Source organism: Microbacterium sp. HJ5 (assembly GCF_054824025.1).
In genome coordinates this window covers 106,521-131,447 of sequence record NZ_JSYE01000015.1, presented here as the reverse complement: position 1 = coordinate 131,447, position 24,927 = coordinate 106,521, and the positions used below count along the sequence as shown (strand labels likewise).

The 24,927-nt window shown below is 70.8% G+C and carries 23 protein-coding genes; 19 read left to right on the top strand and 4 right to left on the bottom strand.

All coding sequences use genetic code 11. The features are described from left to right. Together infB and rbfA are read left to right on the top strand one after the other, a co-directional pair. Positions 1-2,124 (top strand): translation initiation factor IF-2 (gene infB, locus OB08_RS08795; RefSeq protein WP_461474066.1); only part of this gene is annotated, 2,124 nt, incomplete at its 5' end. Positions 2,125-2,193: 69 nt separating this feature from the next. Beyond that, on the top strand, positions 2,194-2,634 hold the full coding sequence (gene rbfA, locus OB08_RS08790; protein ID WP_461474065.1) for a 30S ribosome-binding factor RbfA: 441 nt from the start codon (positions 2,194-2,196) through the stop codon (positions 2,632-2,634). A 3-nt stretch (positions 2,635-2,637) separates the two neighbouring features. On the opposite strand, the gene OB08_RS08785 is transcribed toward rbfA, so the two are convergent. Continuing rightward, positions 2,638-3,504, bottom strand: coding sequence for an HhH-GPD family protein (locus OB08_RS08785; protein WP_461474064.1), 867 nt, complete (start codon positions 3,502-3,504; stop codon positions 2,638-2,640). Between the two features lie 23 nt (positions 3,505-3,527). Here OB08_RS08785 and OB08_RS08780 point away from each other — a divergent pair, with 23 nt between their 5' ends. Genes OB08_RS08780 through OB08_RS08770 form a run of 3 tightly spaced genes read left to right on the top strand, consistent with a single transcriptional unit; the run spans position 3,528 to position 5,460 of the window. Then, the gene (locus tag OB08_RS08780) at positions 3,528-4,208 is read left to right on the top strand and encodes a nucleoside/nucleotide kinase family protein (protein ID WP_461474063.1); all 681 of its coding nucleotides are present in this window, start codon (positions 3,528-3,530) and stop codon (positions 4,206-4,208) included. Continuing rightward, complete coding sequence (truB, locus tag OB08_RS08775; protein WP_461474062.1) at positions 4,208-5,095, top strand: tRNA pseudouridine(55) synthase TruB; 888 nt, start codon at positions 4,208-4,210, stop codon at positions 5,093-5,095. Before OB08_RS08780 ends, truB begins: the two co-directional genes overlap by 1 nt. Beyond that, entirely contained in the window at positions 5,092-5,460 is a 369-nt protein-coding gene (locus tag OB08_RS08770; protein ID WP_461474061.1) for a hypothetical protein, read from the top strand. Before truB ends, OB08_RS08770 begins: the two co-directional genes overlap by 4 nt. 6 nt (positions 5,461-5,466) lie before the next feature. Here OB08_RS08770 and OB08_RS08765 read toward each other — a convergent pair whose 3' ends face one another. Continuing rightward, positions 5,467-7,170 (bottom strand): SH3 domain-containing protein, encoded by a 1,704-nt coding sequence (locus OB08_RS08765; RefSeq protein ID WP_461474071.1) that lies wholly within the window; start codon positions 7,168-7,170, stop codon positions 5,467-5,469. On the opposite strand from OB08_RS08765, the gene OB08_RS08760 reads away from it, so the two are divergent. The 7 genes from OB08_RS08760 (at position 7,121) to OB08_RS08730 (ending at position 12,833) form a co-directional block, all read left to right on the top strand. Further along, positions 7,121-7,498, top strand: coding sequence for a hypothetical protein (locus OB08_RS08760; protein WP_461474072.1), 378 nt, complete (start codon positions 7,121-7,123; stop codon positions 7,496-7,498). The genes OB08_RS08765 and OB08_RS08760 overlap by 50 nt on opposite strands. Positions 7,499-7,603: 105 nt before the next feature. After that, complete coding sequence (locus OB08_RS08755) at positions 7,604-8,050, top strand: hypothetical protein (RefSeq protein WP_461474060.1); 447 nt, start codon at positions 7,604-7,606, stop codon at positions 8,048-8,050. Next, positions 8,047-9,006, top strand: a complete 960-nt coding sequence (locus OB08_RS08750) for a bifunctional riboflavin kinase/FAD synthetase (protein ID WP_461474059.1) — start codon at positions 8,047-8,049, stop codon at positions 9,004-9,006. The genes OB08_RS08755 and OB08_RS08750 overlap by 4 nt, the downstream gene beginning before the upstream one ends. Positions 9,007-9,069: 63 nt before the next feature. Next, on the top strand, positions 9,070-9,462 hold the full coding sequence (locus OB08_RS08745; protein ID WP_461474058.1) for a hypothetical protein: 393 nt from the start codon (positions 9,070-9,072) through the stop codon (positions 9,460-9,462). Between the two features lie 43 nt (positions 9,463-9,505). Continuing rightward, a complete protein-coding gene (gene deoC / locus OB08_RS08740; protein ID WP_461474057.1) occupies positions 9,506-10,513 on the top strand; it encodes a deoxyribose-phosphate aldolase in 1,008 nt (335 codons plus the stop codon). 17 nt (positions 10,514-10,530) lie between these two features. After that, positions 10,531-11,973, top strand: a complete 1,443-nt coding sequence (locus OB08_RS08735) for an aldehyde dehydrogenase family protein (protein WP_461474056.1) — start codon at positions 10,531-10,533, stop codon at positions 11,971-11,973. Beyond that, complete coding sequence (locus OB08_RS08730; protein ID WP_461474055.1) at positions 11,970-12,833, top strand: aldehyde dehydrogenase family protein; 864 nt, start codon at positions 11,970-11,972, stop codon at positions 12,831-12,833. The genes OB08_RS08735 and OB08_RS08730 overlap by 4 nt, the downstream gene beginning before the upstream one ends. Before the next feature lie 91 nt (positions 12,834-12,924). Here OB08_RS08730 and OB08_RS08725 read toward each other — a convergent pair whose 3' ends face one another. After that, positions 12,925-13,638 carry an NRDE family protein gene (locus OB08_RS08725; RefSeq protein WP_461474054.1) on the bottom strand — a complete coding sequence of 238 codons (714 nt, stop codon included), beginning with the start codon at positions 13,636-13,638 and terminating at the stop codon, positions 12,925-12,927. 48 nt (positions 13,639-13,686) lie between these two features. Between OB08_RS08725 and coaBC the strand changes: the two genes are divergently transcribed. The 7 genes from coaBC to OB08_RS08690 all read left to right on the top strand — a co-directional run bounded on the left by coaBC (position 13,687) and on the right by OB08_RS08690 (position 22,568). Beyond that, on the top strand, positions 13,687-14,913 hold the full coding sequence (coaBC, locus tag OB08_RS08720; protein WP_461474053.1) for a bifunctional phosphopantothenoylcysteine decarboxylase/phosphopantothenate--cysteine ligase CoaBC: 1,227 nt from the start codon (positions 13,687-13,689) through the stop codon (positions 14,911-14,913). An 80-nt stretch (positions 14,914-14,993) separates the two neighbouring features. Continuing rightward, positions 14,994-15,896, top strand: coding sequence for a glycerophosphodiester phosphodiesterase (locus tag OB08_RS08715; RefSeq protein WP_461474052.1), 903 nt, complete (start codon positions 14,994-14,996; stop codon positions 15,894-15,896). A 93-nt stretch (positions 15,897-15,989) separates the two neighbouring features. Further along, positions 15,990-16,634, top strand: a complete 645-nt coding sequence (locus OB08_RS08710) for a hypothetical protein (RefSeq protein ID WP_461474051.1) — start codon at positions 15,990-15,992, stop codon at positions 16,632-16,634. A 199-nt stretch (positions 16,635-16,833) separates the two neighbouring features. After that, on the top strand, positions 16,834-18,990 hold the full coding sequence (locus OB08_RS08705) for a DEAD/DEAH box helicase (RefSeq protein ID WP_461474050.1): 2,157 nt from the start codon (positions 16,834-16,836) through the stop codon (positions 18,988-18,990). A gap of 111 nt (positions 18,991-19,101) precedes the next feature. Beyond that, positions 19,102-20,208, top strand: a complete 1,107-nt coding sequence (locus tag OB08_RS08700; protein ID WP_461474049.1) for a hypothetical protein — start codon at positions 19,102-19,104, stop codon at positions 20,206-20,208. A 90-nt stretch (positions 20,209-20,298) separates the two neighbouring features. After that, positions 20,299-21,327, top strand: coding sequence for an ATP-dependent 6-phosphofructokinase (locus OB08_RS08695; RefSeq protein ID WP_461474048.1), 1,029 nt, complete (start codon positions 20,299-20,301; stop codon positions 21,325-21,327). 290 nt (positions 21,328-21,617) lie between these two features. Further along, entirely contained in the window at positions 21,618-22,568 is a 951-nt protein-coding gene (locus OB08_RS08690) for a hypothetical protein (protein ID WP_461474047.1), read from the top strand. 99 nt (positions 22,569-22,667) lie between these two features. On the opposite strand, the gene OB08_RS08685 is transcribed toward OB08_RS08690, so the two are convergent. Further along, positions 22,668-24,791, bottom strand: coding sequence for a S9 family peptidase (locus tag OB08_RS08685; RefSeq protein WP_461474046.1), 2,124 nt, complete (start codon positions 24,789-24,791; stop codon positions 22,668-22,670). Between the last annotated feature and the right edge of the window lie 136 nt (positions 24,792-24,927).

Genomic DNA, 24,927 nt, shown 5'->3' with positions numbered 1-24,927 from the left:
GGCGGCGGCGGTCGTCCCGGCGCCCCCTTCCAGCAGCGTCCCGGCGGTCCCGGTCGTCCCGGCGGCGCCGGCGGCGGGTTCCAGCGTCCCGGCGGCGCGCCCGGTGCAGGTGCACCCGGCGGCTTCGCCGGTCGTCCCGGCGGTGGCGGCGGCCGTGGCCGCGGTCCCGGCGGTGGTACCGCGGGTGCCTTCGGCAAGGGCGGCGGCAAGTCCAAGCAGCGCAAGTCGCGTCGGGCGAAGCGGCAGGAGTTCGAGATGCGGTCGGCGCCGGTCGTCGGCGGCGTCAACGTCTCGAAGGGCAACGGCGAGATCATCCGCCTCCGTCGCGGCGCGTCGATCGCCGACTTCGCCGACAAGCTCGAGGCGCTGAACGGCTACACCGTCCAGCCGGGCACGCTCGTGACGATCCTCTTCAACCTGGGCGAGATGGCCACGGCCACCGAGTCGCTCGACGAGGCCACCTTCGAGGTCCTCGGCGCCGAGCTCGGCTACAAGATCCAGATGGTCTCGCCCGAGGACGAGGACAAGGAGCTCCTCGAGGGCTTCGGCCTCGACCTCGACGCCGAGCTGGAGGCCGAGAGCGAGGACGATCTCGAGATCCGTCCGCCCGTCGTGACCGTCATGGGTCACGTCGACCACGGTAAGACCCGACTGCTCGACGCCATCCGCCAGACCAACGTGGTCGCGGGCGAGGCCGGCGGCATCACGCAGCACATCGGTGCGTACCAGGTCTGGACCGAGCACGAGGGCATCGAGCGCGCGATCACCTTCATCGACACCCCGGGTCACGAGGCGTTCACCGCCATGCGTGCCCGTGGTGCCCAGGTGACCGACCTCGCGATCCTGGTGGTCGCCGCCGACGACGGCATCATGCCGCAGACGGTGGAGGCGCTGAACCACGCCCAGGCGGCGAACGTTCCGATCGTGGTCGCGGTCAACAAGGTCGACAAGCCCGACGCCAACCCGGCCAAGGTGCGCCAGCAGCTCACCGAGTACGGCCTGGTCGCCGAGGAGTACGGCGGCGACGTCATGTTCGTGGATGTGTCGGCCCGCCAGGGCACCGGCATCCAGGAGCTCCTCGACGCGCTCCTGCTCACGGCCGACGCCGGTCTTGACCTGACGGCGAACCCGAACAAGGACGCCCGTGGCGTCGCGATCGAGGCGAAGCTCGACAAGGGCCGCGGTGCCGTCGCCACGGTGCTCATCCAGTCCGGAACGCTCCGCGTGGGCGACGCGATCGTCGCCGGCACGGCGTACGGCCGCGTCCGCGCCATGGCCGACGAGAACGGCGAGCCGGTCCTCGAGGCCGCCCCGTCGCGTCCCGTCCAGGTGCAGGGTCTCAACTCGGTGCCGCGCGCCGGCGACACGTTCATCGTGACCGAGGAGGACCGCACCGCCCGTCAGATCGCCGAGAAGCGTGAAGCGGCCGAGCGCAACGCCCAGCTGGCCAAGGCCCGCAAGCGCATCTCGCTCGAGGACTTCACCCGCGCGCTCGAAGAGGGCAAGGTCGAGTCGCTCAACCTCATCATCAAGGGTGACGTGTCGGGTGCCGTCGAGGCGCTCGAGGAGTCGCTCCTCAAGATCGAGGTCGACGACTCCGTGCAGCTGCGGATCATCCACCGCGGCGTGGGCGCGATCACCGAGTCCGACGTGAACCTGGCGACGATCGACAACGCGATCATCATCGGCTTCAACGTGCGTCCCGACACGAAGGCGCGCGAGCGCGCCGCTCGCGAGGGCGTCGACACGCGCTTCTACTCGGTCATCTACAACGCGATCGACGACGTCGAGCAGTCGCTCAAGGGTCTGCTCAAGCCCGAGTACGAAGAGGTCCAGTCCGGCGTCGCCGAGATCCGCGAGGTGTTCCGCTCCTCGAAGTTCGGCAACATCGCAGGTGTCATCGTCCGTTCCGGCACGATCACGCGCAACGCCAAGGCGCGCGTCATCCGCGACGGCGTGGTCATCGCCGACGGCCTGGCGATCGAGTCGCTGCGCCGCTTCAAGGACGACGTCACCGAGGTCCGCACGGACTTCGAGGCGGGTATCGGCCTCGGCAAGTACAACGACATCCAGATCGGCGACGAGATCGAGACCACAGAGATGGTCGAGAAGCCCCGCGGCTGATCGCAACCGGTGAGGGGCGCCCTGTCTCTGAAGGGATCGGGCGCCCCTCACCTGTCGAAAGGAATTGACATGGCCGGCGAACGTCAGGCACGACTGGGCGACCGCATCCGGGTGATCCTCGCCGAAAGGCTCGAGAAGGGTCTCCGAGACCCGCGTCTCGGCTTCGTCACGATCACCGACGTCCGTGTGACGGGCGACCTCCAGCACGCCTCGGTGTTCTACACCGTCCTCGGTTCGGCAGAAGAGCGCGAAGACTCCGCGAAGGCACTGAAGGCGGCGACCGGGATGCTGCGGTCCGAGGTCGGCAAGCATCTCAATGTGCGCCTCACCCCGTCGCTCGAGTTCATTCCCGACGCCATCCCCGAGAACGCCGACCACATCGCCGACCTTCTCCGTGAGGCGCGCGAGCGCGACGAGGCCGTGGCCGGGCTCGCATCGTCGGCGACGTACGCCGGCGACGCCGACCCGTACGTCAAGCCGCGCGAGCTCGACGAGGACGACGAGGACTGAGCGTCACGACGGCAGGCGGAGCATCCCCTCGGATGCCTCCGCCAGCCCGTCGGCGATGAGCGAGTCGATCGCCCTGTCGCGCTGCAGAGGGTCGGCCCAGTCCGGGACGATGTCGACGAGCGGGACCGCGTGGGACGCGGCATCCCGCAGCGCTCTGAGCACCGCTCCCCGCGCCTGCCGGTCGCTGCCCTCGTAACGCGCCTGCTTGCGGCGCCCGTCGCCCGTGTCGGGATAGCCGGCGGCCCGCCACGCGCAACGGTCGGCGATCGGGCACGCGTCGCAGCGCGGTGAGCGCGCGACGCACACGATGGCACCCAGTTCCATCGCCGCCGCGTTCACGATCGCGGCGTCCGCGTCGTCGTCGGGGAGGAGCGCCTCCATCGCGATGAGATCCCGTCGCGCCGGGGCTCCGGGCTGGGAGCGACCGTCCACGGCTCGCGCGAGCACACGACGCGTATTGGTGTCGACGACCGGCGCCCGCTCGCCGTAGGCGAACACCGCCACCGCGCGCGCCGTGTAATCGCCGATGCCCGTCAGCGCCAGGAGCGCGTCGACGTTTCGGGGGACGACCCCGGCGTGGCGGTCGCGGATCTCGACCGCTGCCCGGTGCAGCCACAGCGCGCGGCGCGGGTAGCCGAGGTTCGCCCACTGCCGCACGGCCTCGGCCGGGGCGTCGCCAGCGAGCGAAGCCGGCGTCGGCCACCGCGTGAGCCACGCCTCGAGGTGGGGGATGACGCGGTTCACGGGTGTCTGCTGCAGCATGAACTCGCTCACGAGGATGCCCCATGCGCCGAACCCCGGCCGCCGCCACGGCAGGTCGCGCGCGTTGCCGCGGAACCACTCGATGAGCGGCGGCGCGAGGTCGGGCATGCGCTTCAGCCTAGGCTGGGAGCATGCGTCTGCCGATCACGCCCGCCACCACGCTGTGGCGGGAGCTTCGCGACGGAGTGCGGCGGAGCTATCCCGGCGGCCGCGTGATCGTCGCGGTCGACGGCATCGACGGAGCCGGCAAATCGACCTTCGCCGACGGCCTCGCCGAGGTGTTCGCCGAATCGGGATCGGCCGTGTTCCGAGCCGGCATCGACGGCTTCCACCGGCCGCGGGCCGAGCGCTATGCGCGCGGCCGCCGCAGCCCCGAGGGCTTCTACCTCGAGTCCTACGACTATCCGACCTTCCGGCGCGTGCTCATCGACCCGTTCCGCGACGGTGCGCAGACGGCCGGCACGACCGGCTTCCAGCTCGCGGCGTTCGACCTCGCGCGGGACGCCCCGGTCGAATCGCAGTGGGTGACCGCGCCGCGCGACGCCGTGCTGATCGTCGACGGGATCTTCCTCCACCGCCCCGAGCTGCAGGACCTCTGGGACTGGTCGCTCTGGCTCGACGTCCCCTTCCACGTCGCGTACGAGCGCATGTCGCTCCGCGACGGCTGCGATCCCGACCCGGACGCGCCGTCGAACGCCCGCTACCGACTCGGGCAGGGCCTCTACCTCGACCGGGTGCGGCCCCGGGATGCGGCATCCGTCGTCGTCGACAACGCCGATCTGACGCACCCTCGGATCGTCGGGCGCAGCTGATGGTCGCGCCGAGCATCCTTCTCGTCGACAAGCCCGGCGGCATGACCTCGCACGATGTCGTCGCCCGCGCACGGCGCGCCCTCGGAACCCGCAAGATCGGGCACGCCGGCACGCTGGACCCGATGGCGACGGGCCTCCTCGTGCTCGGCGTCGAGGGTGCGACGCGGCTGCTGACCTTCATGGTCGGGCTCGACAAGACGTACGAGGCGACCATCCGCCTCGGCGTCTCGACCGACACCGACGACGCCGACGGCGAGATCGTGGCGGCGACGGATGCCTCGTCCGTCACGTCCGATCGCATCGTCGACGGCATCGCGGCGCTGACGGGGCGCATCTCCCAGGTGCCGAGCACCTACTCGGCGATCAAGGTCGAAGGCCGTCGGGCGTACGACCTCGCCCGCGCGGGGGAGGAGGTCGCTCTCAAGGCGCGCGAGGTCACGATCTCACGCTTCGACCTGCGCGACGAGCGCCGCGTTGAGGCCGTGATCGACCTCGACGTGGTCGTCGACTGCTCGAGCGGAACGTACATCCGCTCGCTCGCCCGCGATCTGGGCGCCGCGCTGGGGGTGGGCGGGCACCTCACATCGCTGCGTCGAACGCGCATCGGTCCGTTCGACATCGCCGCGGCCGGGGCCGCGGACGCAATCGACTCGGCACGTCCGCTCACGCCCGCGGATGCCGCGACCGCCGTGCTCGGCCGGTTCGACGTCACGGCCGACGAGGCGCGCGACCTCCGGCACGGCAAGCGGCTCGCGCACGCCGCGGCTCGCCTGCCCTCGCGCCCCGCAGCGGCCGTCGACCCCGAGGGGCGGCTGGTCGGCGTCGTCGAGTCGAGAGGTGACGACGTGAAGAGCGCGATGAACATGCCCGAGGAGGCATCCCCATGATCCTGTGGTTCACGATCGTGCAGGTGGCGGTCGCGGTGATCGCGGGTCTCGTGTGCGTCGTCGCCGGACTCGCCGGCCGGCGCCCGAGCGATCTCACCGTCGGGGCGCTCGCGCTGGTGGAGCTGCTGCTGATCGTGCAGGTCGTCGTCGCGATCATCGCGCCGCTCCTGGGCAACACTCCGACGGGCAGCGGCCTGGAGTTCTGGGTCTATCTCGTCTCCGCGGCGCTCCTGCCGGTGGCGGGCGTCGGATGGGCACTGCTCGAGCGCAGCAAGTGGAGCACCGTCATCATGGGCATCGCGGCGCTCGCCGTGGCGGTCATGGTCTGGCGGATGTACGCGATCTGGGCTCTCCAGGTCGCGTGACCGCCCTCACCGCAGTGTGATCGCCGAGCGCTGAACCCATCCGGTCTTTCCGCTGTACGTGACTTTCGCCCACGAGGCCGACGTCGCCAGGATGACACCGACATCCGCCCCTTTCGGAATCACGCCGAGCGAGGTGCCTGCGGTGGACGCGGTGGCGCGGAACGCGAGAGCCACGGTCGCGACATACGTCGGCGGCCCCGGGGGTGTGGTGGTCAGGTAGGCGCGTTGGACCCATCCGGTCTTTCCGCTGTAGGTGACTTTCGCCCAGGAGGCGGAGGTCGCGAGGATGGTGCCGACGGCGCTGCCCTTGGGGATGACGCCGAGGGAGGTGCCGGTCGTGGAGGCGGTGGCGCGGAATGCGAGCGCGGCGGTCGCGTAGTTGGTCGGTGCGGGCGCGGGTGCGGGAGGGGCGGGGGGTGTGGTGGTCAGGTAGGCGCGTTGGACCCATCCGGTCTTTCCGCTGTAGGTGACTTTCGCCCAGGAGGCGGAGGTCGCGAGGATGGTGCCGACGGCGCTGCCCTTGGGAATCACACCGAAGCTCGTGCTGCTCGTCGACGCTGTGGCGCGGAATGCGAGCGCGGCCGTTGCATAGTTGGTCGGTGCGGGTGCGGTCGCAGGCGGGGTCGGAACCGTCGTCGTGAGGTACGAATGCTGGACCCATCCGGTCTTGCCGGCGTAGGTCACTTTCGCCCAGGAGGCGGAGAGGGCGAGGATGGCGCCGACCTTCGCGTCTTTCGGAATCACGCCGAGAGACACGCCGGACGACGACGCGGTCGCGCGGAACGCGAGCGCGGCAGTCGCGTACTGGATCGGTGGGGGCGTGGCCGCCGGCGTGGCGGGAACCGTCGTCGTGAGATAGGCGCGCTGGACCCATCCGGTCTTGCCGGAGTAGGTGACTTTCGCCCAGGAGGCGGAGAGGGCGAGGATGGCGCCGACCTTCGCGTCTTTCGGAATCACGCCGAGAGACACGCCGGACGACGACGCGGCCGCGCGGAACGCGAGTGCGGCAGTCGCGAAATACGTTCCCGTCGGCAGGGCAGCGGGCGCGGGCGGCGGCTTCACGGGGCTCACGAGGCTCGACGAGACCCAGCCGCTCTGGGTGCCGACACGGACCGGGATGAAGCCCGACGTGATCTTGCCCGGCACGTGGACGATGGCCGTGCCCTGCGGCAGGAGGCGAAGCGAGTCGTATTCGACCGAGGGTCCCGAGCGGAGATTGAGCGCGCCGATGGAGTAGTACGTGCACGTGGCGGGTGCGGGCCTGGCCGTCACCAGGGTCGCGGCCGCGTAGATGTCCACACCGCGCGCCTTGAGGAACGCCCCGGCATTCTCGGCGGTGACACTGGTCGTGCCTGCGCGCCACAGTTCGAGGTGCAGATGGCTGCCCGACGACACACCGCTGTTTCCGACTTCGCTGATCCGCTGACCGGCGGTGACTTTCTGTCCCACCTTGACCCGCGTCGTCGCGGACCAGATGTGCATGTAGATGGACGTGTAGGTCACGCCCGAGATCGTGTGCCGGATCGAGATGTATCCCGCGCGCGACGTCGTGCCGCTCACGGTGGCGGTCACGGTACCGGGCGCGATGGCATAGATCGGCGTACCGGACCGGGCGGCGAGATCGACGCCGAAATGATACGTCGAAGCGCCGGGTACAGGAATGCACCTCGGGCCGAAGTACGACGAGAGTGTGTACGTCTTCGCCGCCATCGGCTTCGCGAAGGCGACCGCCGCAGCCGCGGTCGTGGTCGACGTCGTCCGGGATGCGAGGGCCGACGCCGAGGGGGAAGCCGTCGGTGTGGGCGCCGGCGTCGGCGTGAGGGCAGCGGTGGCCGCTGGAGCGGGCGTGGGGGTGGGACTCGTCGCAGCCACGGGGGTCGGCGTCGGCGTGCCGACAGCGAGGGCCGCCGAGGGCGCCAAGCCGCCGATGATCACCGAGAGGACGGTGGCTCCGGTGAGAAAAAGGGTACGGCTCGAACGCATGGCGTGCTCTTCGGGTTGGTTCGGACAAGAGTACGGTTCGGGTTCCGTCCTGTGAATATTGACACTTCTCGGTGTGTCTGTCCACTACTGGGTCTGATGTGACGTATGTGACTGCGGCTCGGGCAGGCGTGTTCGGCCGCGGCTTTAGGATTGACACGCCATGACAGCATCCGCTCGCCCCCGCCGTATGACCGGAATCGGTCGCGTCCTCGTCATCGTCTACGGGATCATGGCGCTCGCCGCGACGGGCCGCTCGTTCGTCCAGATCGTGCAGCGCTACGACGAGGCGCCGCTGGCGTACACCCTGTCAGCGCTGGCCGCGGTCGTCTACATCGTCGCCACCCTCGCGCTCGTGTTCGCGGGCTCCCGCCGGTGGTATGCCGTGGCGTGGGTCGCCATCGTCTTCGAGCTCGTCGGCGTCCTCGTCGTCAGCACGCTGACGTTCGTGCTCCCCGAGCTGTTCGCCCATCAGACCGTCTGGTCGTGGTTCGGCCTCGGCTACCTCTTCGTGCCGCTGCTGCTGCCGTTCTTCGGCTTGTGGTGGCTCATCACGCATCGTCCTGTCGCGACCGAGCCGGTGCCGCAGGCGGCGGCGGTGGCGTCGTGATCGTCTTCCGCGACCCGTCCGACGTGCCGGCCGGGTTCGGTCCCTCGGTGGTCGCGATCGGCAAGTTCGACGGCGTCCACACCGGGCACCGTGCGGTGATCGATCGCGCGCGCGTGGATGCCGCCACCGGCGGCGCGCGGGTCGTCGCGGTGACCTTCGACCGCAACCCGCTGGCGCTGCTGCGCCCCGAGATCTGTCCCGAGAACCTGATCGGGGTGCACCAGAAGCTTCAGCTCCTCGCCGAGACCGGCATCGACGCGACGCTCCTGCTGCGCTTCGACCGGGACCTCGCCGACCTGCCCGCACGGGAGTTCGTCGAGCATGTGCTCGTCGGCGCGCTCGGCGTGCGGACGGTGCTCGTCGGCCGGGACTTCCGGTTCGGTCGCGGGGGAGCGGGCGACCCCGAGCTGCTGACCGAGCTGGGCGCAGAATTCGGCTTCGACGTCGACGTCGTCGACGACGTGCGTGCGATCGAGGCGGGCAGGCGCGTATCGTCCACGTGGATCCGCGAGCTGCTGACCGAGGGCGACGTCGAGACCGCCGCGAAGCTGCTCGGCCGTGCCCCCTCGGTGTGGGGCGAGGTGGTGCACGGTCTCAAGCGCGGACGCGAGCTGGGGTTCCCGACGGCCAACCTCTCGAGCGAGTGCGAGGGCTTCGTGCCTGCCGACGGCGTGTACGCCGGCTGGCTGATCGACGAGGGCTCCGCCGACGGGCTGCGCCCCGGCATCCGCTATCCGGCGGCGATCAGCATCGGAACCAACCCCACGTTCGACGACGTGCCCGCCCGGCAGGTCGAGGCGTATGTGCTCGACGAGACCGACCTCGACCTGTACGGCCACCGTGTCGAGATCCAGTTCACCGCGCGCATCCGCGGAATGGCGGCGTTCGAAGGGATCGATGCCCTTGTGGCGCAGATCACGGACGACGTCGCCCGGGTGCGCAGCAGCCTGACCTGACCGCCGCCGTCGGCAACGTCGCAGGCATAGACCGCGCCGCAGGCGCGGGCCTACGATCGAGGCGTGCCAGCCCTCGACATCCTCGCCGCGGCGGACACCGCGGCGGACACCGCGGCCGACTCGGTCAACCTGTGGGGCGCCCTCGGATGCGCGGTCGCCTACTCGGCGTCGCTGCTCGCGACACTCGACGCCTTCGCCGACCTCATCCTCGCCCGGGGGGACTCGCCCGCGGGGCGGCTCACCGCCGGGGTAGGCTTGAAGTTCGCGTCCAAACTGACTGCCGCGGCGATCGCGGTCATCGCAGCGGCCATCGTGCTGGCACTCGACGACAACTGGTTCGCCTTCACGAGCCTGACCATCGCGTTCGTGGTGGTCGTCGGGATCGGGGTGATCGTGCTGCTGCGGCACTCCAGGATCGCCGAGCATGACCCGGCAGCGACGCGCGCGAGCGGGTGAGGCGTCCTCGCCCTCGCCCACGCCACACGACAGAGGGAGCAACATGAGCCGGACCGACCTGCAGACACTGCCCGAGCGGGCCGTCGCGCTGCTCGGCGGAGAGCCCGACGACACGACGCTGCGGCGCTACCTCCACGGGCTCCCCGGCGTCGACGCCGTGGGCCTCGAGCAGCGTGCGGCAGGACTCGGCACCCGCTCGATCAAGACGACGTCCAAGGCGTGGGCGCTCGACAAGATCATCGAGCTGATCGACCTCACCACGCTGGAGGGCGCCGACACGCCCGGCAAGGTGCGCTCTCTCGTCGCGAAGGCGATGAATCCGGATGCTTCCGACCCGACGTGCCCCCGGGTTGCGGCGGTCTGCGTCTACGGCGACATGGTGCCCTACGCTGTCGAGGCGCTCGGCGCGGCCCACGGCGACCCCGACGAGGGCGGCGTGAGCGTCGCGGCAGTCGCGACCGCCTTCCCGAGCGGCCGCTCGTCTCTCGAGATCAAGCTCGCCGACACCGCCGACGCCGTCGCGGCCGGCGCCGACGAGATCGACATGGTGATCGATCGCGGCGCCTTCCTCGCCGGTCGCTACGGCCTGGTCTTCGATCAGATCGCGCGAGTGAAGGAGGCGTGCCGTCGCGATGACGGCACGTACGCGTCGCTCAAGGTCATCCTGGAGACGGGCGAGCTGAACACCTACGACAACGTCAAGCGCGCGTCGTGGCTGTCGATCCTCGCGGGCGGCGACTTCATCAAGACCTCGACGGGCAAGGTCCAGCCCGCCGCGACCCTGCCGGTCACCCTCCTCATGCTCGAGGTGGTGCGGGACTGGCACCGCGCCACCGGCGAGAAGGTCGGTGTCAAGCCGGCCGGCGGCATCCGCACGTCGAAGGACGCGATCAAGTACCTCGTGACCGTCGCCGAGACGGTGGGCGAGGAATGGCTGCAGCCGCACCTCTTCCGGTACGGAGCGTCGAGCCTGCTCAACGACGTGCTGCTCCAGCGGCAGAAGCTCAAGAGCGGCCACTACTCCGGCGCCGACTACGTGACGATCGACTGAGAAGAAACAGCACAGACATGAGTTTCCTCGAATACGCCCCCGCGCCCGAGTCCCGGGCGATCCTCAACCTGCGCGACGAATACGGCCTGTTCATCGACGGTGAGTTCCGCCCCGGCTCGGGCGAGACCTTCGCCACGATCTCGCCGGCCGACGAGAAGCACATCGCCACCATCGCCACCGCGAGCGAGGCGGACGTCGACGCGGCCGTCGCCGCCGCGCGGCGCGCCTACGACAAGACGTGGTCGAAGCTGAGCGGGCGCGACCGCGGCAAGTATCTCTTCCGCATCGCGCGCCTCGTGCAGGAGCGCGCCCGCGAGCTCGCGGTCGCCGAGAGTCTCGACAACGGCAAGCCCATCAAGGAGAGCCGCGACGTCGACGTGCCCCTCGTGGCCGCGTGGTTCTTCTACTACGCCGGCTGGGCCGACAAGCTCGACTATGCGGGCCTCGGTGCGAACCCCAAGGCGCTCGGCGTCGCGGGTCAGGTCATCCCGTGGAACTTCCCGCTGCTCATGCTCGCGTGGAAGATCGCCCCCGCGCTCGCCGCGGGCAACACCGTGGTGCTCAAGCCCGCCGAGACGACGCCGCTCTCGGCGCTGATCTTCGCCGAGATCCTGCAGCAGGCCGACCTGCCGCCCGGCGTGGTCAACATCGTGACCGGCGCCGGCTCGACCGGTGCCGCGCTCGTGCGCCACACCGACGTGAACAAGGTCGCCTTCACCGGATCCACGCCCGTGGGGCGCGAGATCGCCAAGGCTGTCGCCGGCACCGACAAGAAGCTCACGCTCGAGCTCGGCGGCAAGGCCGCGAACATCGTCTTCGAGGACGCCCCGATCGATCAGGCGATCGAGGGCATCGTCAACGGGATCTTCTTCAATCAGGGCCACGTGTGCTGCGCGGGCAGCCGCCTCCTCGTGCAGGAGTCGATCCACGACGAGGTCGTCGACCGCCTGAAGTCGCGCCTGTCGACCCTGCGCCTCGGCGATCCGCTCGACAAGAACACCGACATCGGCGCGATCAACTCGCGTGAGCAGCTCGACCGCATCCGCGAGCTCAGCCGCATCGGCGAGGAGGAGGGCGCCGAGCGCTGGAGCGCGGACTGCGTCATCCCCGACAACGGCTTCTGGTTCGCGCCCACGATCTTCACGAATGTGCAGGCGAGCCACCGCATCGCGCGCGACGAGATCTTCGGCCCCGTGCTGTCGGTGCTGACCTTCCGCACGCCCGCCGAGGCGATCGAGAAGGCGAACAACACGCCCTACGGGCTGTCGGCCGGCATCTGGACCGACAAGGGCTCGCGCATCCTGGCCGTCGCCGACCGCCTCCGTGCCGGAGTGGTCTGGGCCAACACGTTCAACCGCTTCGACCCGTCGTCGCCGTTCGGCGGCTACAAGGAGTCGGGCTACGGGCGAGAGGGCGGCCGCCACGGCCTGCTCGCCTACCTGAAGGGAGCAACCCGGTGAGCAAGCGACTGACCGTGCCGAAGACCTACAAGCTCTACATCGGCGGCGCCTTCCCGCGCAGCGAGTCCGGCCGCACGTACGAGGTGGTCTCGACGAGGGGCGACTTCCTCGCCAACGCTGCCCTCGCGTCGCGCAAGGACGCCCGCGACGCCGTGAGCGCGGCACGCGGTGCCGTCAAGGGCTGGGCCGGTGCAACTGCCTACAACCGCGGGCAGGTGCTGTACCGGGTCGCCGAGATCCTCGAGGGTCGCAAGGCGCAGTTCGTCGACGAGATCGTGCAGCAGACCGGTGCCTCGACCTCGGTCGCGACCGCCGAGGTCGACGAGGCCATCGACCGCTGGGTCTGGTACGCGGGGTGGTGCGACAAGTTCGGCCAGGTCGCGGGCAACGGCAACCCTGTCGCCGGGCCGTACTTCAACATCTCGGTCCCCGAGCCGACGGGAGTCGTCGCCGTCGTCGCGCCGCAGGACACCGCGCTCGTCGGACTCGTGTCCGCGATCGCGCCCGCCCTGGTCTCGGGCAACTCCGTCGTGGTGATCGCATCGCAGCGCTTCCCGCTGTCGGCGATCAGCCTCGCCGAAGTGCTCGCGACGAGCGACGTGCCCGGGGGAGTGGTCAACGTGCTCACCGGCTCCCCGGCCGAGATGGCGCCGTGGCTGGCATCCCACCCCGACGTGCACGGCCTTGACCTCGTCGGCGCCGGCGACCTCGACTGGATCGACCTGCAGGTCGCCGCCGCCGAGACGCTCACCCGGGTGCTGCCTCCGGAGCAGGGGCCGGATGCCGCGTCCCCGAGCCTCGAGCGGATCGCCGCCTTCACCGAGACGAAGACCGTCTGGCACACGAAGAGCCTGGTCTAGTAGCCGATCGCCGGAGGATCGCCGTGATCTCGGATGATCCTCGGCGAATCCTCCGAGATCCGGCCGATCCTCCGAGAACGGGGCGGGGATCTCACGCGAGGTCGAGCTCGCTCCAGTGACCAGGACGGTCGAGCTCGCCGTACGCGACCTCGACGCCGCCAGGCGACACCGACGCGACGCACGCCAGGAGCGACAGCGTCGGATAGCCGAGCGGCCTGTTGTCGCGGATGATCGCCCGATCGTCGGTGGGCGGCAGCTCGGCGGATCGGCGGAGGACGCCGAGCCAGGCATCCCACCAGCGCTCCGCGTCGACGGGTGTTGCGCGGAAGTCCTCCAGCCAGCGCGCGATGCGCGGCGTGGCGAGGTCGTCGACGTCGTCGTGGGCGATCATGTGCGTGCCGGGCGCGAGGTCGACGGTGCGCAGGGCGACGCCGTCCCACGTCAGCACCCGCGCTGCGCCCGGCGCGACCTCGACGAGGTTGAAGCCGTGGGTCGGGGGTTCGCCGGAGGGCGACGTGCCTGCCACCGATGCGAGCACGATGCCGCCGCGGGAGACCAGCTCGGACTCGGGGCGGGATGAGGTATCCGCTCGATTGAGCAGCACCGCGAGCCGGTGCGTTCCGGGGTCGGCGGCCAGCCACGCCCCGCCGGCCCGCACGTCTCGCACGCCGACGATGCCCTCGTGGGCCTCGGGCCACCAGCGACCGAGCGGATTCCAGGGCCGCTCCGGGTCCTCGTCGCGGATCGCGAGCACCCGGATGGGCTCGTCGGCCGACTCCGGCACGCGGATGACGACGGTGCACATCGGGTGCTCTCCTGTCTGCGGTGATCCGGGTCGTGCCAAGATCGGAGGGTGTTCGTCGTGGTCGGAGTCTCGGGTGGCATCGCCGCCTACAAGACGGTGCACCTCGTGCGCCTCCTCGTGAAGGAGGGCCATGAGGTCCACGTCGTGCCGACGGCCGACGCCGTGAGGTTCGTGGGCCTTCCGACCTGGGAGGCGATCAGCCGTCACCCCGTGACGACCTCCGTCCACGACGACGTGGCCCGCGTCCGCCACGTCGCCCTCGGCCAGTCGGCCGATCTCGTGATCGTGGCGCCCGCCACCGCGAACACCCTGGCGAAGATGGCCACCGGGCTGGCGGACGATCTCCTCGGCACGACCCTACTCGCGACGACCGCGCCGGTCGTCGTCGCCCCCGCCATGCACACGGAGATGTGGCGGCATCCGGCGACGGTCGCGAACATCGCGACACTGCGCGGACGGGGCGTCGTCATGGTCGGCCCCGCCGACGGAGAGCTCACCGGCGGTGACAGCGGACCCGGGCGGATGTCCGAACCCGAGGCCATTCTCGAGGCGGCGCTGACGGCGGCGGCCCGACCCGCGGCGGATCTGGACGGGCTGCGGGCGGTCGTGACGGCCGGGGGCACGCGCGAGCCCATCGACCCCGTGCGCTTCATCGGCAACCGCTCGAGCGGCAAGCAGGGTGTGGCCGTGGCGCTCGCGGCTGCCGATCGCGGCGCTGACGTGCTGCTGATCGCGGCGCACGTCGACGAGGGTGTGCTGGCCGAGGCATCCGCTCACCCGCGTGTGCGCGTGCAGCGTGCGGGCACCGCAATCGAACTCGCCGACGCGGTAGGCGAGGCGGCCGGTGACGCCGACGTGATCGTGATGGCGGCGGCGGTCGCCGACTACCGCGTCGCGGAGGTGTCCGATGCGAAGCTGTCGAAGGATGCCGCGGCGGGGCCGGGCATCACACTGCACCTCGTCGAGAACGACGACATCCTGGCCGGACTCGTGCAAGCGCGGCGGGACGGTCAGACCATCGTGGGCTTCGCGGCCGAGACTCCCGGCGAGGGTGAGACGCTGCTCGACCGCGGGCGCCGCAAGGCGGCCCGCAAGGGCGCCGATCTGCTGGCGGTGAACCAGGTCGGATGGTCACGGGGATTCGAGTCGGACGACAACGAGGTGACCCTCCTCGACGCCGCCGGCGAGGTCGCCGCGGTCGCCGGCGGATCCAAGCGCAAGGTCGCCGACGCACTGTGGAACGCGGTGCGCGAGACCCGCGGGAAAACTAAGTAACGAAAAGGTAACGCCGCATGTAGAGTGGTCCGCACCCCGCGTCGACGGAGACGCGGTGCGAGACCCGGAGGACATGCCCGATGCCCCACTCCGCGGCATCCGACCGCGCCCGCGACCGGATCCACGCCCTGCTCGTCGTGTGCGTCCTCGCCGCCGCGAGCCTCGTGATCGCGTTCCTCGGCGCGACCCCGGCGCGCGTGAGCGCGACCGAACTGCTCGGCGATCCTCGCACGCCCGGTGACGCCGCCCTCATCACGAGTCACCGCGGCGGAGGCGCCACGGCTCCCGAGAACACCCTCCCCGCCATCGAGGCCGCCCTCGCGGTCGGCGACGGCTACGTCGAGGTCGACGTCGCACTGACCGCCGACGGCCACCCGGTGCTCATGCACGACAAGAAGGTCGACCGCACCACGGACGGCACCGGTCGCCTCGCGTCGCTCACCCTGGCCGAGGTGCGGGCGCTCGATGCGGGTTCGTGGTTCGATCCCGCCTTCCGCGGCACGCGCGTGCCGACGCTCCAGGAGTTCCTCGACGTGCTGGACGAGTCGGGAGGTCGGGCGATCGTCGAGCTCAAGGGGGTGTGGGATGCCGCGTCCGTCGATCGTGCGCTCGCCGAGGTCCACGCGCGCGACCTCGAGCGCCGCATCGCGCTGGCGAGCTTCGACGCGCGCACGCTGGCGCTGTCCGCTGCGTCGTCGGAGGTCGTCTCGCGCCTGCTCGTGCTCAAGCACCTGCCGCAGGACGTGGTCACCGCCGTCGAGCAGGCGGGTGTCCGCGGCATCATCGTCGACCGCAAGGCGGTGCTCGCGCGGCCGGAGGTCGTCGACGAGCTGCACGCCGTCGGTGCCCGCGTGTTCGTGTACACGCTCAACAAGGACGCGCAGTGGGACGCCGTCACCGCACTCGGAGTCGACGGCATCGTCACGGACGATCCGCGCACCCTGTCGGAGTGGCAGAGCACCTTCGCCGACGACGACCGCTGACCTGCCGGTCGCGGCGGGCCCGGCGCGTTCGACGACGCGCCGGGCGGCGGCGACGTAGGGTCGAAGTCGAGAACGGACGACCGGGGGGATGTCATGCCGCAGGACCGTCGCCGACGCGCGACCCGAGCGATGGCCGTCGCCGTCGTGCTGATCGCCGCAGCCGCCACCACGGTCGCGTGCCAGCCCGAGCCCGAAGCCGAGCCCACCGGCGACTCGACGCCGACCATCGTGGCGACTCCCACCGGCACCGAGACCCCCACGCCCACGCCGACCGCCACCGCCGCGGCCTTCGTCGTTCCCGAGGCGTGCGAGGACATCTACTCCGCCGCGATGCTCGCCGACCTCGAGGAGGAGAACCCGCCGCTCAACGACCCCGGAGTCACCATGGTCTCGACGCAGGACGTCGACCTGCTCGAGATCATCGAGGGCGGTGCGCCCACGATCCGCTGCTCGTGGGGGCAGCCGAGCGAATTCGGCCTCGCGACCAACGTGACGGCTGTCGACGCCGATCAGGCGACGTTCGTTACCGAGCAGCTCTCCGCGGGCGGATTCGGGTGCGAGGAGCTCGGCGAGGGCACCGTCTGCCGCTGGGAGCAGAAGGGCGTCACGCTCGACGACGAGGAGTACACGAGCGGCGAGACCCACTACGTCGGCGGGGGCGCATGGGTGTCGACCGCGTGGATCAACTTCGCGCCCGACGGCTACACCGAAGACATCGTCGAGACGATCTGGGGCTGACCGCCCCGCTTCCGCTAGACTGGGCGGAGGGAATCCGCTGACGATGTCACAGCTCGCAGAAGCGAGTGCCCGTGGCCGCCGGCGTGACCATCCCGTCCCGCGTTCGCGACGGCGCCCGCGCCGCCCGTGGGAGCACCGCAGAACTTCGGTCTCGCACCGATCACCGCCGGACCCACCGGCACTCACGCTCAGGAGGAGCATGCCGCCCACGGCACCCGCCCAGACGTCCGCTCAGCGACGCCGGAAGTCGTCTTCCGCCCGCCGCGACGACGAGGCGCCCATCATCCCGATCCTCGCCCGCAAGGTGCGCGAGGTCGAGGCCAAGGCCCAGCGCGGAAAGCTCGGGCCCACCAACCGCGTCAAGTTCCAGGTGATCGCGTTCCTGGTGCGCGAGGAGCGCGCGCGGGTGAAGTCCGACTCGGGCGTGACCGACGCCGCGCGCGCCGAGCTGCTCAAGCGGCTCGACGGGGTCGCCACGATCCTCGCCAAGACCGCGGCCCGCGACACCTCTCTGATCCAGCTGCTCGAAGTCGACCAGGCGACATCTCCGGTCGCCCGTCGCATGCGGCGAGACTGGCTGCTCGAGTCCGGCGCCGAACTGCCGCCGGACGAGCTCATCATCACCGACGTCGCCCCTGTCACCGTGCAGGTCGTGCCAGCGGCCCTGGCCGAGCGTCAGGTCGTTCCGCCGCAGGTCGAGGCCCGCCGCGAGTCCAATCCGTTCCTGGCGCCCGACCTCACCGCGCGCCCGCCGAAGGAGGTGCCGCGTCGCCGCCTCGACGGCTGGGAGCTCATGGGTCCGCTGTACAAGGCGTTCGAGACCGGTGCAGGCGGCGCGGCGGCGTCGATGGACCTCCCGGCGGTCCCCGAGTTCGACCGGCTGTCGCCGCGCAACCTCGAGGTCATGCCACACCAGTCGCGCTTCCTCGAGGCCGTGCGCCAGGGGCACCGCAGCTTCCTCCTGGCCGACGAGCCGGGCCTCGGCAAGACGGCGGAGTCGGTGCTCGCAGCATCCGTCGCCGGCGCCTACCCGCTGCTCGCGGTCGTGCCCAACGTCGTCAAGATGAACTGGGCGCGCGAGGTCGAGCGGTGGACGCCGCAGCGCCGTGCGACCGTCATCCACGGCGACGGCGAGAACATCGACGCGTTCGCCGATGTGTTCATCGTCAACTACGAGATCCTCGACCGGCACCTCTCGTGGCTCGGCGATCTGGGCCTGAAGGGCATGGTCGTCGACGAGGCCCACTTCATCAAGAACCTCAGCTCGCAGCGGTCGCAGAACGTCCTCGCGCTCGCGACCCGCATCCGCGAGCAGGTCCGCAACCCCCTCCTCCTCGCCCTCACGGGAACGCCGCTGATCAACGACGTCGAGGACTTCGACGCCATCTGGCGGTTCCTGGGGTGGACGACGGGCGAGAAGCCCGGCCCGGCGCTCATGGAGAAGCTCGACGAGACCGGCCTCACGCCGGCCGACAAGGCGTTCTACCCCGAGGCGCGCAACGCGGTGATCTCGATGGGCATCGTGCGACGCAAGAAGAAGGACGTCGCCGCCGACCTCCCCGACAAGCTGATCGCCGATCTGCCCGTCGAGCTGGATGACGAGTTCGGCCGTTCGATCCGTCAGGCCGAGCGCGAACTCGGCGAGCGGCTCGCGTCGCGGTACCGCCGGATCATCGAGGCCCGCGGAGACCGCGGCCTCGCTCCCGGCGAGCTGGATGACGACATCGTGCGTCTGGTCGCGCAGAACGAGCTGGAGGAGTCGAAGGCCGCCGGCACCGGCTCCGAGAACGTCTTCACCATGGTCCGCAAGATCGGCCAGGCCAAGGCGCTCCTCGCCGCGGACTACGCGGTGCAGCTGCAGCGCTCGGTCGACAAAGTGGTGTTCTTCGCCAAGCACATCGACGTGATGGACGCGGCCGAAGCGCACTTCGCGGCCGCGGGCCTGAAGACGGTGTCGCTGCGCGGCGACCAGACGACCGCTGCCCGCCAGCAGGCGATCGACGCGTTCAACACCGATCCGGATGTCGGCATCGCGGTCTGCTCGCTCACGGCGGCGGGCGTCGGCGTGAACATGCAGGCGTCGTCGAACGTCGTGCTCGCGGAGCTGTCGTGGACGGCCGCCGAGCAGACGCAGGCGATCGACCGCGTCCACCGCATCGGCCAGGACGAGCCCGTGACCGCTTGGCGCATCATCGCCGCCCACACGATCGACACCAAGATCGCCGAGCTCATCGACTCGAAGCAGGGACTCGCCGCCCGCGCGCTCGACGGCGAGGCCGTCGACCCGCAGTCGAGCGACTCCGTGCAGCTGTCGGCGCTCATGCACCTCACGCGCCAGGCGCTCGGAGGCAGCTGACCCGCTGGTCCCTCGATCGGCGCCCCTCCCGCATCCCGCGGCGGCGGGCGCCGTTCGCGTTCAGGGCGGGCCGGCCACGGTGCCGTCTGCGCCACCCGCTAGGGTGACCTGATGACCTTCGACGCCGACCTGCTGCTCGCCGGTCCGCGCGGCCGGCGCGTGTGCCTCGAGTTCGTGCGAGCGTGTGCGCTCGACGCCGACACCGACGAGGGGCGGGATGCCTCGACCGCGGTGTTCTGGGCGGCCCATGCGCTTACCGATCCCGCCGACCGCGGCGTCGTGCTCATGATCGGTGAGGACGGCGGCGAGACCCCCGCCGCCGCGTTCGAGCCCCCGACCGCGACCACGGACGAAGCGGCGGATGCCCTGCGGTCCATCCCGCTTCCGGCCGCGACCCCGCAACGGCTGCGCGACGCGCTTCAGGCGAGCGTCGACCGCGCCATGTACTGGCAGCCGCCCGACGGCGAGGATCTGCTGGCGGCGCTTCCCGCGGTGCGCGAGGCGCTGCGCCCTGCAGCGGAGCTGATCGCGGCGTCGCCGGCGGCCGCGTGGTGGGCGACCGGCGTCGAGCTCGCAGACCAATGGACGCTGCCCTGGGAGGGCGGCGGGCGGCCCGCGGACGACCTCGACGCCGCACTCGCCGCGTGGCATCGGGACACCCTCGCGGACGAGGCACGCGCCGCGCGTGAGCGCGCCGCGGACCCCACCGCCAACTGGTCGGGCATCTGGTGGTCGATCCCGCCGGCTCACGACCTCGTCCGCACCACGCGCGCGCTCGGTGCGGATGGTCCTGCCCGGCTGTGGTTCGAGGAGGACTCCTTCCGTGACGACGCCGCCGTCGCCGTCCCCGTCGAGGCGCACCCCGCGCGGGTCATCGAGATCACCGGACCCGATGACTGGGCGGACCTGTGCCGGCGGCATCCGCTCGACGTGTCGGCCGCTCGCCGCCACGACTGGTTCCGCGTCACCGGGCGCGTCGGGTCGTGGGTGATCCCCGACTGGCGGGGCGTCGCCGGCGAGGCGGATGCCGTGCACCTCACCGTGCTCGGGTACCTCACCGCCGCGACGCGCGCGATCGACGTCGACGGTGAGCGTGCGACGGTGCTGGCGGGCTGGAACCCCGACGAGACGTTCTGGTTCCGCGGGACGCTGGCGCGTCCGGCGGGCGAGCAGCGCTGGGTGCGCGCCGACGAGGGCTGGGTGGGCGAGGCGCCCTGACGGCTCGTGTGGCAGGTGGCGGCATCCGGCACTAATGTCGGGTGAGGCAGCGTCGCCGACCCTCTTCACCCGACAGCGAGGACCACAGCTATGAAGATCGGCATCCTGACCAGCGGCGGCGACTGCCCCGGACTCAACGCGGTCATCCGCGGCGTCGTGCTCAAGGGGACGACGACGTACGACCTCGAGTTCGTCGGCATCCGCGACGGCTGGCGCGGTGTGGTCGACGGCGACTTCTTCCCGCTGACGCGTCACGAGGTGAAGGGTCTCGCCAAGACCGGCGGCACGATCCTCGGCACCTCGCGCACCAACCCGTACGAGGGCCCGCGCGGCGGCGCCGAGAACATCGCCAAGACGATGTACGGCCACCGCCTCGACGGCATCATCGCGATCGGCGGCGAAGGCACCCTCGCGGCGGCCAACCGCCTCTCGAACGACGGCATCAACGTGCTCGGCGTGCCGAAGACGATCGACAACGACCTGCGCGCCACCGACTACTCGTTCGGCTTCGACACCGCCGTCAACATCGCCACCGACGCGATGGACCGCCTTCGCACGACCGGCGACTCCCACCAGCGGTGCATGGTCGCCGAGGTCATGGGACGCCACGTCGGGTGGATCGCCCTCCACGCGGGCATGGCCGCCGGTGCGCACGCGATCTGCATCCCCGAGGTGCCGATGTCGATCGACGAGATCGCGGCCCTCGTCTCGCGCGCGCACGACCGCGGCCGTGCGCCGCTCATCGTCGTGTCGGAGGGCTTCACCCTCAAGGGCATGGACGAGGCCTACAGCGACAAGGGACTCGACGCCTTCAACCGCCCGCGCCTCGGCGGCATCAGTGAGATCATCGCCCCCGAGATCGAGCGCATCACCGGCATCGAGACGCGCGCGACCGTGCTGGGCCACATCCAGCGCGGTGGGTCGCCGTCGGGCTTCGACCGGGTCCTCGCCACGCGCCTCGGCCTGCACGCCGCCGACGCGGTCGTCGACGGTGCGTGGGGCCAGATGGTCGCGATGCGCGGCACCGACATCGTGCGCGTGCCGTTCGCCGAGGCCCTGGGCGAGCTGAACACCGTCCCGCTGTACCGCTACGAAGAGGCCGCGGCGCTCTTCGGCTGAGCCGCGGCGATCACGCGACGGATGCCTCGGCCGAGGCATCCGCTCCTTCGTTCCTCTGCTTCGCTGTGCCTCCGCTGCGCAGCGAACGGTGCGGAGGCTTGGCATGTCCCGATTTCCGCCGTTGGTGTCCCAGATTCGGTCGCATCGGCGGGGCGGAATGAAAAAGATCGGGACATGCACCCGGCGTTCGCGCCCGAGGACGTTCCTCACCAGGGATACCGTCTGAGCCATCGCTGACAGATCCGCGGCGCGGCGGGTCAGCCCCGTGCGTGCGCCGACAGAGTGAGCGGATGCCGCGCCGCACCCATCTTCCACCCGAACTGCCCCCTCGGTTCAGTGTGGCCGACGCCGTCAGGCTCGGTGTCTCTCCGTCCAGACTCAGCCGTCGCGACATCCGCCGACCGTTCCACGGCGTCCGTGCGACCGACGGCGTTCCGGGCGCGTCGCTGCTCGACGCGTGCTTGGACTACGCCCCTCGGCTTGCGCCCTGGCAGTTCTTCAGCCACGAGACTGCGCTCAGTCTGATCGGAGCGCCCACCCCGGAATGGCCCTACCACCCCGCGGTACACGTCTCCGCCCATCGACCGAGCCGCGAGCCCCGGACCGCAGGAGTCACGGGCCATCGGCTCCAGATCCGCGACCCCGCGTTGCTCATCCTTCCCAGCGGCCTGCCTGTCGAGCATCCGGTCCGTGCCTGGAGGCAGACCGGCACCCTGTGGGGTCTGCACGACCTCATCGCCGCGGCCGACTTCCTTGTCAGCGACCGCGGCAGGAGGCCGATCGCATCGATCGCCGATCTCACCGGTGAAATCGAGTCGATGGGCGACGTGCGCGGCGGCATCCTTCGCGCGGCCCTGGCGCATGTGCGAGGCGGTGTGCGGTCACCCCGAGAGACCAGCCTCCGGCTTCTTCTGGTGGGTGCGGGACTCCCGGAGCCGCACATCAACTGGACGCTGCTTGACCACCGCGGGCTTCCCGCAGCCGAACTCGACCTGGCGTACCCGCGGTGGTGCGTCGCTCCGGAATACGACGGCCGGGTGCACGCCGAGAACCCGACGCAGTTCGCGCGGGATGCCGACCGCTGGGATCTCATCCGCGGTCTCGGGTGGGATCACGTCCGGATCCTCAACCATCACATGCGGGATGACGGACGGGCAGCCGTCAGGAAGGTGCGGGATGCCCTCATGAAGGCAGGCTGGCGGCCCGGCGCTGCTCCACGTGTCCCACTTTCATTCGATTAGGCCCACGCTTTCGCTGGAAAGTGGGACACGATCGGCGGAAAGTGGGACACGATCCAGCGTCGGGGGCGCGGTGGGGTGCGCCGCGCGGCGCGGGCGGCGTCAGGCGTCGGCGACGCCCAGCACGTCGAGCAGCCACGCCAGCTCGAACGCCCGCTCGCGCCAGGCGTTGTAGCGGCCCGAGACGCCGCCGTGGCCGGCGACCATCTCGCACTTGAGGAGCGCGTCGGCGCCGACCTCGCGAAGGCGCGCGACCCACTTCGCGGGCTCGACGTACAGCACGCGGGTGTCGTTGAGCGAGGTGACGGCGAGGATCCGCGGGTAGGCGACGTCGGCACGCACGTTCTCGTACGGCGAGTACGACTTCATGTAGGCGTACACGTCGGCGTTGTGCAGCGGGTCGCCCCACTCGTCCCACTCGATCACGGTGAGCGGCAGCGACGGGTCGAGGATCGTCGTCAGCGCGTCGACGAACGGCACATCGGCGAGGACGCCGGCGAACAGCTCCGGCGCGAGGTTGGCTACCGCGCCCATGAGCAGCCCACCCGCCGAGCCGCCCTCGGCCACCAGGCGGTCGGGGGTCGTGTAGCCCGCATCGACGAGGTGGCGGGCGCAGTCGACGAAGTCGGTGAACGTGTTGCGCTTGCTGAGCAGCTTTCCGTCCTCGTACCACTGGCGCCCCATCTCACCGCCGCCGCGCACGTGCGCGACGGCGAAGATCACGCCGCGGTCGAGCTCGGACAGCCGCGGCACCGACATGCCCGGTTCGATCGAGTGCTCGTACGAGCCGTAGCCGTAGAGGTGGACCGGCCGGGGCTCGGCGCCCGCTTCGCCGAACGAGCGCTTCCACACCAGCGAGATCGGCACCTGGGTGCCGTCCTGCGCGGTGGCCCACACGCGCGCCTGCGCGTAGTCGTCGGGGTCGTAGCCTCCGAGCACGGGCTGCCGCTTGCGCAGCATCCGCTCGCCGGTCGCGACGTCGTAGTCGAAGACTGTTCCCGGCGTGACGAACGACCCGTAGCCCAGACGCAGGAGCGGGGGAGCCCACTCGGGGTTGCCGCCGGTGCCCGCCGCGTACAGCGGTTCGTCGAACTCGATCTCGCTCACGGCGCCTGTGGCGTAGTCGAGCATGCCGAGCCGGGGGAGTCCGCCGCGTCGATAGCCGACGACACCCCAGTCGCGGAAGGTCGAGACGCCCAGCAGCCGGTGGCCGGGACGGTGAGGGATCACCACGTCGCGGGAGCCGGAGGGATCGGATGCCGAGACCCGCACCAGCTCGAAGTCGAGGGCGTCGTCGTTGTGAAGGATGAACAGCACGTCCTCGCCGTCGACGACCGCGTGGGCGGCTTCGTACTCGACGCCCTCGACGCGGGGCCAGACGACGCGGGCCTCGCCCCGCAGGTCGTCGGCATCCACGAGCCACTCCTCGGAGGTGATCGACGAGCCGATCTCGATGACGAGGTAGCGGTCGCTGCGCGTGAACCCGGCGCCCACCCAGTACCGCTCGTCCGGTTCGTGGAAGAGCTTCTCGTCGTTGTCGACAGGCGTGCCGAGCTCGTGCAGCCACACGGTGTCCGGCCGCCAGGCGTCGTCGACCGTCGTGTAGACGATGAAGCAGCCGTCCGGGGAGAAGGTGGCGCCGGCGAAGGTGCCCGGGATCTCGTCTGGCAGCTGCTCGCCGGTCGTGAGGTCGCGCACGCGCACCGTGTAGCGCTCGTCGCCCGCCACGTCGACCCCGTAGAGCATGAGCGTGCCGTCGGTCGAGATCTCGAAGCTGCCGAGCGAGAAGAACTCCGTCCCCTCGGCTTCGACGTTGCTGTCGAGCAGCACCTGCTCGCCCGGCACCTCGGTGTCGGGGGAGAGCTCCGGCGGCGTCCAGTCGTCCGGCGAGGCGAGCGGCGCGCGGCACTGGATCCCGTACTGCTTGCCCTCGACGGTGCGCCCGTAGTACCACCAGTCGCCGCGACGGGTGGGCACCGAGAGGTCGGTCTCGAGCGTGCGCCCCTTGATCTCGTCGAAGATGCGGTCGCGGAGGCCCGCGAGGTGCGACGTGCGGGCCTCGGTGTACGCGTTCTCGGCCTCGAGGTGCGCGATCACCGCGGCATCCTCCTTGGCGCGGAACCACTCGTAGCGGTCTTCGACCTCGTCGCCGTGATGGCTGCGCACGGTCGGGCGGGGATCTGCGACGGGGGCGGATGCTGCGGCGGGGGTGTCGTGGACGGTCACGGGGTCAACGCTAACCCGCGGCGGGCTTCGACGGACCTGTTCGCACGCTCCCGTTCAAGTTGACCGCAGGCGTGGGCGGTGTAAGGATTCTTCTGGCCGGTTGCCGGTTCCTGAACTCACGGTGAACTGTTCGTTC